At 72.6% G+C, this 14,265-nt stretch carries 13 protein-coding genes; 6 read left to right on the top strand and 7 right to left on the bottom strand.

Translation table 11 applies throughout. The features are described from left to right. Positions 1-9: 9 nt before the first annotated feature. Complete coding sequence (locus tag ABTZ99_RS25190; RefSeq protein WP_498784568.1) at positions 10-807, top strand: hypothetical protein; 798 nt, start codon at positions 10-12, stop codon at positions 805-807. After that, complete coding sequence (locus ABTZ99_RS25195) at positions 804-2,060, top strand: protein kinase family protein (protein ID WP_499614477.1); 1,257 nt, start codon at positions 804-806, stop codon at positions 2,058-2,060. The genes ABTZ99_RS25190 and ABTZ99_RS25195 overlap by 4 nt, the downstream gene beginning before the upstream one ends. On the opposite strand, the gene ABTZ99_RS25200 is transcribed toward ABTZ99_RS25195, so the two are convergent. The 3 genes from ABTZ99_RS25200 to ABTZ99_RS25210 all read right to left on the bottom strand — a co-directional run bounded on the left by ABTZ99_RS25200 (position 2,057) and on the right by ABTZ99_RS25210 (position 5,297). Further along, entirely contained in the window at positions 2,057-3,460 is a 1,404-nt protein-coding gene (locus tag ABTZ99_RS25200) for a toll/interleukin-1 receptor domain-containing protein (protein WP_499614480.1), read from the bottom strand. The two genes, ABTZ99_RS25195 and ABTZ99_RS25200, sit on opposite strands and share 4 nt — an antisense overlap. Positions 3,461-3,555: 95 nt before the next feature. Beyond that, positions 3,556-4,404: an ABC transporter permease gene (locus ABTZ99_RS25205; protein WP_499614481.1), complete on the bottom strand. Its 849-nt coding sequence runs from the start codon at positions 4,402-4,404 to the stop codon at positions 3,556-3,558. Continuing rightward, positions 4,401-5,297, bottom strand: coding sequence for an ABC transporter ATP-binding protein (locus ABTZ99_RS25210; protein ID WP_498784577.1), 897 nt, complete (start codon positions 5,295-5,297; stop codon positions 4,401-4,403). Before ABTZ99_RS25210 ends, ABTZ99_RS25205 begins: the two co-directional genes overlap by 4 nt. A 224-nt stretch (positions 5,298-5,521) precedes the next feature. Here ABTZ99_RS25210 and ABTZ99_RS25215 point away from each other — a divergent pair, with 224 nt between their 5' ends. Further along, the gene (locus ABTZ99_RS25215) at positions 5,522-6,337 is read left to right on the top strand and encodes a GbsR/MarR family transcriptional regulator (protein ID WP_499614485.1); all 816 of its coding nucleotides are present in this window, start codon (positions 5,522-5,524) and stop codon (positions 6,335-6,337) included. Between the two features lie 30 nt (positions 6,338-6,367). Continuing rightward, positions 6,368-6,997 carry a CG0192-related protein gene (locus ABTZ99_RS25220; RefSeq protein ID WP_498784581.1) on the top strand — a complete coding sequence of 210 codons (630 nt, stop codon included), beginning with the start codon at positions 6,368-6,370 and terminating at the stop codon, positions 6,995-6,997. A gap of 7 nt (positions 6,998-7,004) precedes the next feature. Here the strand turns inward: ABTZ99_RS25220 and ABTZ99_RS25225 are convergent, their stop codons facing one another. The 4 genes from ABTZ99_RS25225 to ABTZ99_RS25240 form a co-directional block, all read right to left on the bottom strand. Then, complete coding sequence (locus tag ABTZ99_RS25225; protein ID WP_498784583.1) at positions 7,005-8,447, bottom strand: flavin monoamine oxidase family protein; 1,443 nt, start codon at positions 8,445-8,447, stop codon at positions 7,005-7,007. Between the two features lie 234 nt (positions 8,448-8,681). After that, positions 8,682-9,209: a GNAT family N-acetyltransferase gene (locus ABTZ99_RS25230; protein ID WP_499614488.1), complete on the bottom strand. Its 528-nt coding sequence runs from the start codon at positions 9,207-9,209 to the stop codon at positions 8,682-8,684. A 52-nt stretch (positions 9,210-9,261) separates the two neighbouring features. Further along, on the bottom strand, positions 9,262-10,383 hold the full coding sequence (locus tag ABTZ99_RS25235) for a cytochrome P450 (protein WP_499614491.1): 1,122 nt from the start codon (positions 10,381-10,383) through the stop codon (positions 9,262-9,264). 101 nt (positions 10,384-10,484) lie between these two features. Further along, positions 10,485-11,861 carry a M28 family peptidase gene (locus ABTZ99_RS25240; protein WP_499614493.1) on the bottom strand — a complete coding sequence of 459 codons (1,377 nt, stop codon included), beginning with the start codon at positions 11,859-11,861 and terminating at the stop codon, positions 10,485-10,487. 439 nt (positions 11,862-12,300) lie between these two features. Here ABTZ99_RS25240 and trpB point away from each other — a divergent pair, with 439 nt between their 5' ends. Together trpB and trpA are read left to right on the top strand one after the other, a co-directional pair. Continuing rightward, a complete protein-coding gene (trpB, locus tag ABTZ99_RS25245; protein ID WP_499614539.1) occupies positions 12,301-13,467 on the top strand; it encodes a tryptophan synthase subunit beta in 1,167 nt (388 codons plus the stop codon). Beyond that, on the top strand, positions 13,464-14,249 hold the full coding sequence (trpA, locus tag ABTZ99_RS25250; protein ID WP_499614496.1) for a tryptophan synthase subunit alpha: 786 nt from the start codon (positions 13,464-13,466) through the stop codon (positions 14,247-14,249). Before trpB ends, trpA begins: the two co-directional genes overlap by 4 nt. The last annotated feature ends 16 nt before the right edge of the window (positions 14,250-14,265 follow it).

Raw genomic sequence — 14,265 nt, forward strand, 5'->3', positions numbered from 1 at the left:
GGGCACGCCGTGAACCACACCCGGCAGGTCGTCTTCTACGCGCCGAAGCACGGCAACACCGAGGCCGAGTGGGAGGACGGCGCGGCGGCGGCGCCCGCGGCCGGCGACGGGCGTGGCCCCAGGTTCGCCGTCGCGGACGGCGCCACGCAGGGTTTCGGCTCCGCCCGCTGGGCGCAGCAACTGGTCGCCGGGTTCGTCGGCGACCAGGGCGCGGCGCCGGACCTGACCGCCGCCGCCCTGCACCGCTGGGCGTCGGACATGCAGGGCCGGTGGCACGACGACCCACGCCTGGCCGGCGCGACGGACCTGCAACGGCTCAAGCAGGCGACGGTCGGCTCGTTCGCCACCTTCCTCGGCTGCGAGCTCCGCGACCTCGCCGGCCCGCGGCCGCGGTGGACGGCGGTCGCGGTGGGCGACGCGGTGCTGTTCCACGTCCGCGGGCACCGCGTGGTGTCCCAGTTCCCGCCGATCCCGCCGGAGGGGTTCGGGTCCAACCCGGACGGTCTGCCGACCCACGCCGCCGGGCTGGCCGACATGGTCGGCCGGGCGTCGTTCGCCGAGGGCGACCTCGCCGACGGAGACCTGCTGTACCTGGCCACGGACGCGTTCGCCCAGTGGGTCGCCGCGGCCGACCGGCGCGACCCGCGGGCGTTGTGGACGACGTTGGCGGCGCTGGACCACCCCGAGGCGTTCCGCGCGCTCGTGGCGGGCCGCCGGGCGGCGCGCGAGATGGTCAACGACGACGTCACCCTCCTGCGCGTGCGGCTCGACCGGAGGCCGGCCGAACACCTGGTGGTGTGCCTGTGATCCGCTACCCGACGCCCGAGGAGTACGCGAAGGCGGTGCAGCACCCGGACTGCTTCGTCGCCGACGAGCTGCGCGGGCTGGAGCTCGTCGTGCACCCCCTGTACGGGATACCGATGCCTGCGGCGGGCACCAGCGCCGTCGTGTTCAAGGCGGTGGCGGGCGGGCAGGCGCAGGCGTTGCGGTTCTTCACCAGGGACGACGTGTCCAGCAGCGAGCGCTACGGGGCGCTGCACGCGCACTTCACGTCGAGCGGGCTGGAGAACGTGGTCGCCCTCCCCCGGTGGGTGGACGACGGCATCCGGGTCAACGGCCGCACGTGGCCCGCGGTGCGGATGCAGTGGGTGGAGGGCCACACGCTCAACCGGCACGTGGACGAGCTGGTCGAGCGGGCGGACACCTCGTCGTTGGCCGCGTTGGCGGGCTCGTGGCGCGCCCTGGTGACGCGGATCCAGCGGGCCGGGTTCGCGCACGGCGACCTGCAGCACGGCAACGTCCTGGTCGACCGGGACGGCGGCCTGCGGCTGGTGGACTTCGACTGCTCGTGGATCGACCGGTTCTCCGGCGCGCTCGCGCCGAGCGAGACCGGGCACCGCAACTACCAGCCGGAGCACCGGCCGTGGGGCCGGTGGATGGACACGTTCTCCGGGCTGGTCATCTACCTGTCGCTGCTGGCGCTGGCGAAGGACCCGACCCGCTGGCGGACGTGCTACACCGGCGAGAACCTGCTGTTGCGGCGCGAAGACTTCCAGCCGCCGTTCACCACGCCCGCGTGGGCACACTTGGCCGCGATCGGCGACCCGCGGGTGGACGAGGTGGCTCAGCGGCTCGAGGAGTGCTGCACGCCCGGGTGGGTCGCCGACTCGGCGTTGGACGACCTGCTCGCCCCCCGGGTCAAGCCGTGGTGGGAGCGCACGCCCACGGTGGTCGTGGCGCGGCCCGAGCGGGTCGCCGTGCCGGCTCCGCGCCCGCCGATCGCCGAGCCCTACGCCGCGCCGGCCACCCGGCCGCAGCCGCCGGGTGGCGACTGGTGGGCCGCCGTGGACCAGGCGCCGCGGAACACGCCCGTGCCGCCGCAACCGGTGGACAAGCGGCCGACCCTGGCGAGCATCTCCGTGGTGGCTGTCGCTGTCGGCGTCCTGCTGGGGCTGGTCGCCACGGCGGACGCGGGTGCGGGGCTGGGCGTGTTCTTGGGGCTGGTGGCGGCGCTGTTCGCGGTCACGGTCGGGTTGATCCGGCGTAACCGGTCGGGTTAGGCCGCCACCAGGCAGACGACCACGCCGAGCAGCCCGACGGACGCGATGACCAGGGCCTGGCGGGCTCGTGGCTCGTGCTTCCTCATCGCCACGACGCCCAGGACCAGGCCGATGAGGACCGCCACCCCGACCAGCGACGCGACCGGCGAGCCGCCGGCCGCCGCCTGGAGCAGGAACGGGATGCCGGTCGCGCCCAGGGCCGCGCTCAGGAACGAGCGGTCGTTCGACGGCGGGGAGGTGGGCGGTTCCGGCGTGGGCGGCTCCGGCGTGGACTGCTCCGGCGTGGACTGCTCCGGCGTGCCCGGTTGCGAGACCGGTTGCGGCGGCACGGGTTGCCGAGGCGCGTGCGGTCGCGGCCAGGACTGATCCGGCTCGGCCGCGCCGGGTGCGTGTGACGCGTGCGGCTGCGGTTCGGGAGAGCCTGACGGCGGTGGTTCCGTTGTGGACGGAGTCGGCTTCTCCCCCTGCCACCACTGCGGAGTCGACGGCCCGACGGGATTCGGCTTGGCGGTGTCCGGCTCGGCGGGCTTCGGCTCGGCGGGATTCGGCCGCGCCTCGGTCTCCATCACGTTCCGCGGCCAGGCCGGCGTCGCACCGGCACCGGCGTTCCCGGCGTTCCCGGCCTCCGCCGCGGCCGACGTGCCGGCCGTGCCCTCCGGCTCCGGCGGTGGGCCGATCACCACCGGGTTCTTCTGCCAGTAGTCGGCGGCCGAGAGCCAGGTGACGCCCTCGGGCAGCCCTTCGCCCTCCCCCGGCTCGACGCCCGCCAGGATCTCGTCGATCTCCCGCGAGTTCAGGTTGGTGATCTCGCCGCGCTCGCGGAACTCGCGCAGCAGCTTCAGGATGTCGGCCCGGGCGATCTCGTCCCGCTCCGTCCGCAGGTGCCGGCGCAACTGGCCGATGATGATCTCCTGCCGCTCCGGCGCGATCGGCTGCGGCCCGAGGAGTTCGGCGATGCGGTAGAGGTACTCGAACGGCACCTTGGGCGGCGGGGGCATCGGGTTCGGCGGCACGCGCTTCTGGGCCGCCAGCTCGGTGAGCGCGCCCGCCAGCGACACGATCGCGTCCGCGCTGCGCTCCCGGTAGTCGACCAGCTGCCGTTCCATGATCGGGATGCGGAGGTTGTCCAGCGGCCCGACCTGCACCGGGAGCACCGGCACGCCGAGCTGCTGCGCGTAGTCGAACTCGGCGTGGCAGGGCACCGACTTCCAGGACGCCTCCGACAGCGCGAACACGAACACCCGGGCGGCCTGGATGGTGCGGATGATCTCGCGCCACCACAGCTCGCCGCCGTGGATCTCGTGGTCGAGCCAGACCTGCTGCCCCATCCGGCCGAGGTCGTCCCGAAGGGCGCGCACCAGGGTCTCGTCGGCACGGGTGTAGCTGACGAAGATGGTCATGGTCACGCCCTCCGGTCCGGGGCACGTCACTCCTGCACTCATCTGGTTGGTCGCACGGAACCGCCCTTTCGTTGCGCTCGGTGGGGGCCGTTCCCCTATCTGACCCGTTGGAGTGACCTCTCCCGGCGCTCGGCCAGGCTCGACCCGGACTCCCGGCGGGCCATCCGGCGCAGCACGGCCGGGGCCACGAGCAGGCCCAGTACCGCCCACGCGGTGAGCACGCCGACGGTTTCCAGGTGCCGCCAGGACTCGCCGATCTCCACCGCCACGGCGGCGTCGGGCAGCAGCGCCGAGCGCATGCCGAGGCCGAGCCAGTAGACCGGGAACACCTGGGCGACCCACTGCACCCAGCCCGGCAGGACCGTGACCGGGTAGAAGATGCCGGAGATCGCGATCAGGGCGAGGATCGGCAGGACGAGCAGGCCCTGTGCGCGTGCGCTGGAGAACACCGAGCCGAGCACCGCGCCGATGGGCAGGGCGGCGAGCATGCCGAGCGCCAGCACCCACGCCAGGGTGAGCCACGCGTCGAGGCTGCCCGTGACCAGGCCGGAGACCAGGAACATGCCGGGGACCAGGAAGATCGCCAGGTCCACGACGAGGCCGCCGGACACCGACACGAGCTTGCCGACGAGGTAGCCCAGCATCCCGTTCGGCGTGGCCTTGGCCCGCAGCAGCGTGCCGTCCTCGCGGTCGGCGGTGAGCAGCTGGCTCATGGTGACCATGGCCATCGCGGCGTTCATGCCCAGGATGCTGGGCAGCGCCAGGGCGCCGACGGAGAACCCGGTCTGCCCGAACGACACGTCACGCAGGAAGAACGTGACGACGAGCATCAGCACGGGCCAGAACGCGTGGTTCCACAGGTCCGCGCCGTTGGTCAGCGACTGCCGCAGCTCGATCAGGCCGCGCTGCCTGCCCGCGCGCAACGCGGTGGTGGTCGGGGTCACCGGCCCGCCCCTTCCGCCTCGACCCGCCGCACGAGCGACAGGTAGGTGTCTTCGAGCGAGGCCTGGCGGACCTCCAGGTCGGTGATCCCGTCGCCGTGGCGGCGGAACAGGTCGTGCACGAACCTCGTGGACTCGCGGACGTGCCGGACGTGCCGCTGCCCGGCGTGGGTCCAGCGGACCTCGTCCTCGCCCGCGATGCGCTGCGCCAGCTCGTCGGCCGTGCCGTCGGCGACGATCCGGCCGCCGTCGAGGATGACGATGCGGTCGGCGAGCTTCTCGGCCTCGTCCAGGTCGTGCGTGGTGAGCAGGATCGTGGTCGACTCCCGGGCCGCGAGCCGGTGCACGAGCTCGTGGAACTCGCGCCGGGCGACCGGGTCGAACCCGGTGGTCGGCTCGTCCAGGAACAGCAGCTCGGGGCGGCCGACGATGCCGACGGCGACGTCCAGCCTGCGCCGCTGGCCGCCGGACAGCGTGCGGACCTTCGCGCCCGCCTGCGCGGTCAGGCCGACGGCCGCGACGAGGTCGTCCGGGTTCCACGGCCGGGCGACCCGGTCGGTGGCGTAGCACGAGTAGTAGACGCCGAGGTGGTGCAGCAGCTCGCGGACGCGCCACTTGCCGTGGTCGCGCCAGGACTGCAGGACCACGCCGACGCGGGCGCGCCACCGCTCGTCGGCGTGGGCCGGGTCGACGCCGAGCACCGACACCCGGCCCGCCGAGCGCATCCGGAACCCCTCCAGGATCTCGATCGTCGTGGTCTTGCCCGCGCCGTTCGGGCCGAGCAGGGCCAGCACCTCGCCGTGGCGGGCCTGGAACGTGACGTCGTGCAGGACGTCGGTGGTGCCGTAGCGCATGCGCAGGCCGTCGACGTCGAGCGCGACTTGCTCGCTCGCCATTCCTCCCCCTGTCTGTTCAGGTCGATCTTCAAGAGGGAGCGAAAGCTACGTTGCGTTTTGTGGACCGGCAACGGCCGAAAAGTGCTTCAGACACGTTCTAGCTGGTGTGAAGCTTCCAATCATTGCAACCGTGGTGCCGGTGAACGCAATGATTCGACCGGGCTCGTTGCACTGTGCTGCCCGTGAACGCACACTGGGCCCACCGTGGACAAGGGGGACGGGCGATGCCGGGTGGCAGGCTGACCGACGAGGACCGCCGTGACATCGCGGCGGGGCTCACCCGCGGTCTGGGGTACGCCGAGATCGCGCGACGGCTGGGCAGGCCGACGTCCACCGTCACCCGTGAGGTGAGCCGCAACGGCGGTCCCCGTGACTACCGGGCCGAGCGCGCCCACCGGGCCACGCTCCGACGTGCCCGCCGGCGCAGGTCCGCCACGCACGACGAGCCGCCCGCCGCCGTCGGAGCGGAAGGCCGCGACCCGGCGGCGGTGCTGGCGTTCGCGGAGGAGTTCGCCGGGCAGATGGTGCGGATGGGGCTGCCGCGCATGGCGGCCCGCGTGCTGGCGAGCCTGGTCACGACCGACGCCGGCGCGCTGACCGCCGCCGAACTGGTCGGCAGGCTGCGGGTCAGCCCGGCGTCGGTGTCCAAGGCGGTCGGTTACCTCGAAGGCCTGGAACTCCTGCGCCGCGAACGCGACGCCCGCCGTCGGGAGCGGTACTTCATCGACGACGACATGTGGTTGCGGACGTGGCTGACGAGCGCGCGCACCAACGCGGTGCTCGCCGGCACGGCCGAACGCGGGGTGGAGGTCCTCGACCCCGCCACGCCCGCGGGCGTCCGGATGGACCGGATGCGCCGGTTCTTCGCGCAGCTCGCCGACGACATGTCCGGCGGTCCGAGCACCGACGTGGTGACCGTGCTGGGCGCGCTCGTCCGCACCGTGACCCCGGAGGGCGCGGACAGGCTCGCCGCCGAGCTGGGCTGGCCGCCGGACCGCGTCGCGGAAGCTCTGCGCGACGCCGCGCACCTGGCGCGCTGACGCGGCGATCACGGTCGTTACGATGTCCGCATGGCCCTGATCCACCAAGCGACCGTCACCCCCACCAAGCTCGAGCTGCTGGCCGGCTGGCTGCCCGGCCGCGACTGGTACACCGGGCCGACCGGCGAGGTGCTGCGGGTGGCGGCCTACCGCTTCGACGACCCGGCGGGCGAGGTCGGGATCGAGACCATGCTGGTGCGGGTCGGCGACGGGCCGGTGCTCCAGATGCCCCTCACCTACCGCGGCGCGCCGCTGGACGGTGGCGACGAGTGGCTGATCGGCACCACGGAGCACTCGGTGCTGGGCAAGCGCTGGGTCTACGACGGGTTCGGCGACCCGGTGTACGTGGCGGCGCTCGCGGAGGCGATCCTCACCGGAGCGGGCCAGGTCGAGGAGTTCGTGCAGCACGAGGACCGGCTCGAGCGCCGCGACCCCAACATGGGCATCGCCGTGACCGGGCACGGGTCGGGCGGTGCGCCCGCCGCGGGTGCGGTCGAGCGCGTGACCGAGGCCGATCCGACGCTGGTCGTGACGGAGACCGTGGAGCTGACCGTCCGCCGCCGTCTCGACAGCGGCGGCGAGCTCACCGGCGCCGTCCTGACCGGCACGTGGGACGGTCAGGGGACGCCGGTGCCGCTGGCCTCCGCGACGCTGCGCTGAGCCTGGCTCAGTCCTTCCAGGGCATCTCGTCGCGCAGTCCTTCGTGGATCGCGTAGGCGTTCTTCACCGCGGCCTTGAGCGCGCCCTCGACCCACCGCCGGTGCCGCCGGTCGCACGCGTCGTTGGCGAACCACACCCGGTTCACCGGCCGGATCACGTCCTCGTAGAACGTCTCGCTCATCTCGAACGCCCGGAACAGCGGGCCGATGCCGCACGCGAACCAGTCCAGCGCCCAGTCCTTGTAGACGCCGAACTCGAACGTGTCACGCGCCTCCGGGTGGATCTTGACCAGGTCCTCCAGCGCCTGCATCACGCTCTCCTCGCCGGCGAGCGGCGTGTACGGCATGCTGTCCTGCTCCCAGCAGTACGACGCGATCATCACGCCCTTGCGGAACCGGGTGTCCTGGCCCGCGGGCGGGTAGACGATGTTGCGGATCGCCAGGTCGGTCACCGTGAGGCCGTGCGTGATGCCGTACGCGGTCTCCCACCACCGTTCGCTGAACTGCATGAAGAGCTTGTGCGCCCGGCCGTAGTAGGTGTTGCGGATGGCGTACCACTTGTCCGGGTCGAGCCCCTGGATCTCCATGTGGCGCAGGCTCGCGAACGGCACCGTCACGATGCACTCGTCCGCGGCGACCGTCTGCGTGCGGCGGCCGGCGCGGTAGTGCACGCGCACCCCGGTGTCGTCCTGGTCGATGCCGTGCACGAGGGCGCCGAGCCGGATGTCGTCCATCAGCTCGGGCTCGAACGCGCGCGGCAGCGAGTCGGCGCCGTCCACGATGTACACGAGGTGGCCGAAGACGTCCTCGTAGAAGTGCGAGAACCACTCGACGAGGGAGAAGTGGTAACGACCCTCCAGGTTGAACAGCGGCCCGAGCATGGCGAGCGCGCCGTCGCTGAGGCCGCGTTCCTTGAGGTAGCCCAGCAGCGTGTACCGGTCGTAGTCGGTGAGCAGGCGGTGCCACGCCTTGGCTTCGTCCTCCTGCTCCATGATGTCGATCAACGGCTGCACGGTGTGCCGCAGGAGGTCGTGCGGCGCCTGGTCCGCCTCGCCGGGCTGCAGGTCGAACGAGAACTGGTCGGCGCTGAAGTCGCGCCGCCGGACGCCCTTCCCCTGGAGGTAGACGAACGTGTCCTCGTCGTACATGGGGAACGGTTTGGTGGCGAGCTTGAACTTCTCCTCGATCAGGTACGAGACGAGCGGGTGCTGGTGCGGGAACCGCATCGCGCCGAACTCGCCGTACATGTCGCCCGCGAAGTCGCGGTGGGTGAGGATGCGCCCGCCCAACCGGTTCTGGCCTTCGAGGATCGTCACCTCGTGGCCGGCGTCCTTCAACAGCATGGCCGCGGTGAGGCCGGCCATGCCGGCGCCGACGACGACGATCCGCCGCCGTGGCGCGGAACTGTCCGGCAACCCTTGTTTGAGCAGGTCGAGAGCATCCAACGGCATCGAGACCACCTACACCCGGTCGTACCCGCGGTCGTGCCGCGGACTGTTTGGCAGAAGAGGTGGCCATCCTCGGTAATCCGACCGTACTCGGCCCCAAACCCGTGGCCAACGCCCTGATGGGGTGAGGCAAGTCGTCGCCGGATGCGCTGAATTCCCGGGCGAAGGCGCGGAAGTGCGGAGGCGCGGGGTGTCGCTTCGCGGCCGAATGGGTGGTCCGCCCACCCGGTCGGGTCGCTACTCCGACGAAGTGCGGTCCCGGGCCTCGACCCGCTGGGCCAACACCTGTCCGGGCCAGGTACCGACGGTGAACGACTCGGTCGGCTCGAACCCGTTGCGGCGGTAGTAGGCGACCAGCTCGCCGGCGGAACCGGCGTAGCAGTCGACGCGGAGCAGCTCGACGCCGGCGCGTCGGGTCTCGTCGCGGGCGTGGGCCAGCAGCGCGCTGCCGACGCCGAGGCCGGCGTGCGACCGTGACGCGACCAGCAGGGTCACGTACACCTCGGGCTCGGTGGCCGGCTCGACGTACCGGGGTGGTCCGGGCGCGAGCGTCATCGCGCCTGCGGGAGTGCCGTCGACCTCGGCGATCCACGTCGTGCCCTCGCGGATCTTCTCGGCGATGCCCTCGACCCGGCCGGGCTGCCCGGAGAAGGGCTCGCTGCCCCACTGCCCGGTGCGACCGGAGGCGTCCAGCCACGCCACCGCGCCGTCCAGCATCGCCATCACGGCGGGCAGGTCGTCCAAGTCGCCACGTCGGATCTCCACGGGTGCACGGTAGCCCGGACGGGATCGCCCGCGGCCGCCGGCCCGCGCCGGGTCAGGCCACCCGGAGCGGCAGGTGGTCGAGGCCGCGCTGGGTCGCCGTCGGCCGCCGCACGGGCTCGCCGGCCGCGTCGAGCCGACCGACCCGGGCCAGGGCGCGAAACAGGGTGAGCAGCACCTGCCTGCCCAACGGCCCGCCGAAGCACGCGTGCACACCGCGGCCGAGGCCCAGGTGCGGGTTGGGCGAGCGGGTGAAGTCCGCCTCGTCGGGCGAGGGGAACACCAGGGGGTCGCGGTTCGCGCTCGCCAGCACGACGACCACGACGTCACCCCGGCGCAACCGCCGGCCGCGCAGGTCCACATCGGACTTGCAGTGCCTGCTCACCGCCTGCACGGGACCGGCCAGGCGGATCAGCTCGTCCACCGCCCGACCGTCCAGGGAGGCCAGTTCGGCGCCGGTCCACGACCGCCGCGAGGTCAACCAGTGCAGGGCGTTGGCGATCAGGTCGCCGGTGGTGGAGTAGCCCGCGTCGAACACCGCGCGCAACGAGTTGACGAGCACCCGGTCGTCGCCCGGCCGCACGGCGTCGAGCACGCCACCGGGCGCCGCGCCCCCGCGCCAGCCCGTGATGAGCTCGTTGAGGGCGCCGCGCGCGGCGAGGGCGGGCTCCAGCCGGGTCGGGTCGAGACCGGAGTCCATGCCGAGCACCATCGTGCGCGAGGTCTCCCGGTAGCGCTGGTGGTCGGCCGGGAACCCGATGCCGTAGAGGTCCGCGACCGCTTGCAGCGCAAGGGGTTCGGCGACGTCGTGCACGAAGTCCACCACGCCGTCGAGGTCCTCGACGAGGTCGTCGGCCAACCGCCGCGCGGACTCCCCGACCAACGCCTCCCGCGACCGCAGCAGGCCCAGGAACAGGTGGCGCACGGGCGTGGACTCGGGCGGGTCGAGCACGTGGAGGTTGCGCACCGACTCGGGCACCGGCCTGCCGAGCGCGGCGGGGTCCGAACCGAACGAGTCGGTGTCCTTGAGCACGCGCGTGCAGTCGTCGTGCCGGGTGAGCACCCAGGCGCCGAGCCCGTCGTGCCGGTGCACGGGGTCCTCGTCGCGCAGCCGCGCGTAGACGGTGTGCGGGTCGGCGAGCATCGTGGCCGACAGCGGGTCGAAGGTGCTGGGCACGGAACTCCCCCGGGCCGTGGTGGGGTGCGCCCGGGCGCACCCCACCGGATGGTCATCGACTACTAGTGGACGTAGAACATGGCGCGCACCTCCCTTCCCTGTCAGGGCCGCACGTCGTCGTCCACCACGGCGAAGCGCCCCACGGCCCACGCCATCGCCCGCATCGACTCGCCCAGCGCTCCGACGTGGACGCTCGACAGGTCGTCGCAGGGCTGGTGGTAGCACGGGTCGTACGTCATCCCCGCCGTGCCGCCGAACACCGCGGCCTCCTCCGGGGTCTTGATGCCGCGCACCCCGCCGAACGCGCCGCCGACCGGCACGCCCACCGCGGCGAACGGCTCCTGGTCGGATCGGATGTCGTTGAGGTCGGCGGTGCGGAACGGCACGTCCCGCACGCGGTACCCCTGCGACAGCACGGCTTCGACCACGCCGGACCCGGCCGGCCCCGGCGGCGAGCCGGTGTCCGGGTGGTCGCTGTCGTCGCCGTCGACGACGAAGTGCACGTAGTTGGGCGACGCGATCAGCTCCCAGTTCAGGTACAGGCTGATCGCGGCCAGCTCCTGCGGCGAGAGGGTGTTCACGTAGTGGATCGAGCCGACGTTGAGCCACTCCTCGGCGCCCCAGAACGCGAAGCGCACCTTGTTGACCACCCGGGCCTGGTGCGGCGCGAGGCGGACCGCGGTCTCCAGCAGCGCCGCGACGCTCGTGCCGTTGTCGTTGACGCCCGGCCCGTCGACCGCGCTGTCGAGGTGCGCGCCTGCCATGACGACGCTGTCCGCCCGGCCGCCGGAGGTCTCGGCGAACACGTTCACCGTGACGTCGTCGTAGGAGTGGCCGCGCAGGTCGAGCGACGCCGTGCCGGGCGTCAACGACCGGGCCGAGCGCTCGCTGATGAACGCCACCGGCAGCGGGGCGCCCGGCACGCGGCGGCGCAGCACGGCGTCCACGGCGGGCGACACGTCGTAGAACAGCACCGCCCGCACGCCCGCGGCCCGCGCGGCCACCGCCTTGTCGACCGTCGGGCAGCCACCGGTGGGCGCGACCGCGATCGCGGTGCCGGCGGGGTAGTGCGCGGCCTGGCAGCCGTCACCCGTCGCCGCCGCGAGCGAGCCCGTGACCTGGCCGGACGGGGTGAACTGGCCCATCAGCGCACGGACCCGAGTGCCGTCGGGCGCGGTGAAGACCTCGACGTCGGCCGTGAACCCGGTGTAGGGCACCGGCTGGCTCGTCACGCGGTACCCGGCGCGCCGCAGCACGCGCTCGACGTGCTCCCGCGATCGCTCGAACCCCGGGGTGCCCGCGGCCCGGTTGCCGCCGTGGCGCTTGGCGGCGGCGTCGAACTCGGCGAGCGTGGCCAGCGCGGCCGAGGTGCTCACCGAGCCGGACAGCGCACGCGCCAACCGGTCGTCCCGGGGCTCGGCCGCGGCGGGCACGGCGGCGACCACAATGAACACGAACGCGAACGCGACAATGCGCATGGACCCACCCCTGAAAACAATCGCGGACGTAACGCGAATAGACGCGAGCGCGACCCGGAAACGCTCCGGGCGACGACTCGACCCACCCGGTCGTCATTCTCCCCTGGTTCGGAGGTTAGCGCCGACCTGGTGGCCGCGCAACCGTCCGAGCTGCGCGATTCACGAGACCGGGGGAATCGCGGAACATTCCTGGCGATCGAGAATTCCGACCGTCGCGAGCGATCTTCGACTTCACCGAACGCGTGAATATGTCAACGAAGGCGCGAATAGCGAAGGTCAAGTCCAGCGCTTTTCGAGAGCAGCGGAAACTCTCCTGAGCGAACTGCGGAACACCACGGAGAGCGACCTTCCGACGACGAACCGCAGTCACTTGCCAGGGCGCGAGGAGAGTTCTAGAGTTCTAGAAGTGTCAGTTCACGAGGTGGTCAGGGCCGGCGGGATGGGTGCACCCGACGCGGCCGGTCGGTTCGGGAGGTTCGGCGGGCGCTACCTGCCGGAGGCGCTCATACCCGCCGCGAAGGCGGTGGAGGCGGCGTTCCGGGAGGCGTGGTCGGATGCCGCGTTCACGGCGGAGTACCGGCGGCTGCTCGCGACGTACGTGGGTCGACCGACGCCGTTGACGGAGTGCGCGCGGTTGTCCGACGCGTTGGGCGTGCGGGTCCTGCTGAAGCGGGAGGACCTGGCGCACACCGGGTCACACAAGATCAACAACGTGCTCGGCCAGGCGTTGCTGGCCCGCCGGATGGGCAAGCGGAAGCTGATCGCGGAGACCGGGGCCGGGCAGCACGGCGTGGCCACGGCCACCGCCGCCGCGTTGCTGGGACTGGGTTGCACCGTCTACATGGGACACACCGACGTCCGGCGGCAGGCGGTGAACGTCTTCCGGATGGAGCTGCTCGGCGCGGAGGTCGTGCCGGTGACGTCGGCGAACGGTGTCGGGACGTTGAAGGAGGCGACCAACGGCGCGTTGCGCGCCTGGGTGAACGAGACCGAGGACGCGCACTACTGCGTCGGCTCCACGATGGGGCCGCACCCGTACCCGTGGATGGTGCGGGAGTTCCAGCGCGTCATCGGCGACGAGGCACGCGCCCAGTGCGCCGAGCGGCTGCCGAAGGCTTTGCCCGACGTGGTGGTGGCGTGCGTGGGTGGCGGGTCGAACGCGGCGGGGACGTTCGCCGGGTTCGTGGACACCCCGGTCCGGTTGGTGGGCGTGGAGGCGGCGGGCGGCAGCGCGGTCGAGAAGGGCAAGCTCGGCGTGCTGCACGGGTTCATGTCGCACTTCCTGCAAGACGACGACAGCCAGGTGCTCGAAGCGGAGTCGATCTCGGCCGGCCTGGACTACCCGGGCGTCGGGCCGGAGCACGTGCACCTCGCGGAGGCCGGGCGGGCGCACTACACGAGCGTGACCGACGAGCAGGCCCTGCGGGCGTTGAAGCTGGTGACCAGGACCGAGGGGATCCTCCCGGCGCTGGAATCGGCGCACGCCCTGGCGTGGGTGGTGGACGCGGCCGCGACCGGTGAGCTGGCGGCCGGGTCGACGGTGCTGGTCACGTTGTCCGGCCGTGGCGACAAGGACCTCCAGCAGATCAGGGAGCACCTGCGATGAGCGTGTTGGAACGGCGTCTGCGGGACGCCCGTGAGCCGCTGCTGATCCCGTACGTGATGGCGGGCGTCGTGCCGGACTGGCTCGACCTGGTGCGGGGCGCGGCGGAGGCGGGCGCGGACGCGATCGAGATCGGCCTGCCGTTCTCCGACCCGATGCTCGACGGGCCGACGGTGCAGCGGGCCGCCGCGCTCGCCGCGGGCCGCGGTGGACGGCCCAGGCCGTTGGTGGAGGAGCTGGCCGGGCTCGACCTCGACGTGCCGCTGGTCGTCATGACCTACGCGAACGTGGCGATGACCACGACGCCCGACCGCGGCGTGGGAGGGTTCCTCGACCACCTGGCGTCGGCGGGCGTCCGGGGCGTGATCGTGCCGGACCTGCCGCTGGAGGAGTCGGCGGAGTACCGGGCACGTGCGGCGGAGGCCGGGGTGGCGGCGGTGCTGCTGGCCGCGCCCTCGTGCGACGACGACCGGTGCCGTGAGATCGCGCGGGCGTCGTCCGGGTTCGTGTACTGCATGAGCTCGATGCGGATCACCGGTGAGCGCACCGACCTCGCCACCACGGCCCGGGAGACCGCACGGCGGTTGAAGGGGATGACCGACCTGCCCGTGGTGACCGGGTTCGGCATCTCGACGGTCGAGCACGCGGCGGAGGCCTGCGCGGACGCCGACGGTGTCGTGATCGGCTCGGTGCTGATGCGGATGCTCGTCGACGGCGCGCCCGTCGCCGAGGTCGTGGACGAGGTGGCCGCGTTCCGCCGGGCGCTATCCTCCGTCGGAGGTTGAGAGTCGGGGGTTCCCA

The organism is Actinosynnema sp. NPDC002837, from assembly GCF_040295345.1.
Classification (GTDB): Bacteria; Actinomycetota; Actinomycetes; order Mycobacteriales; family Pseudonocardiaceae; genus Actinosynnema.

Coding starts and splice junctions, on each gene's coding strand:
- ABTZ99_RS25225 (WP_498784583.1), bottom strand. CDS start 8,447: ATGCCGTTGGATGCTCTCGACCTGCTCAAACAAGGGTTGCCGGACAGT.
- ABTZ99_RS25215 (WP_499614485.1), top strand. CDS start 5,522: ATGCCGGGTGGCAGGCTGACCGACGAGGACCGCCGTGACATCGCGGCG.
- ABTZ99_RS25240 (WP_499614493.1), bottom strand. CDS start 11,861: ATGCGCATTGTCGCGTTCGCGTTCGTGTTCATTGTGGTCGCCGCCGTG.
- ABTZ99_RS25220 (WP_498784581.1), top strand. CDS start 6,368: ATGGCCCTGATCCACCAAGCGACCGTCACCCCCACCAAGCTCGAGCTG.
- ABTZ99_RS25210 (WP_498784577.1), bottom strand. CDS start 5,297: ATGGCGAGCGAGCAAGTCGCGCTCGACGTCGACGGCCTGCGCATGCGC.
- trpB (WP_499614539.1), top strand. CDS start 12,301: ATGGGTGCACCCGACGCGGCCGGTCGGTTCGGGAGGTTCGGCGGGCGC.
- ABTZ99_RS25200 (WP_499614480.1), bottom strand. CDS start 3,460: ATGACCATCTTCGTCAGCTACACCCGTGCCGACGAGACCCTGGTGCGC.
- trpA (WP_499614496.1), top strand. CDS start 13,464: ATGAGCGTGTTGGAACGGCGTCTGCGGGACGCCCGTGAGCCGCTGCTG.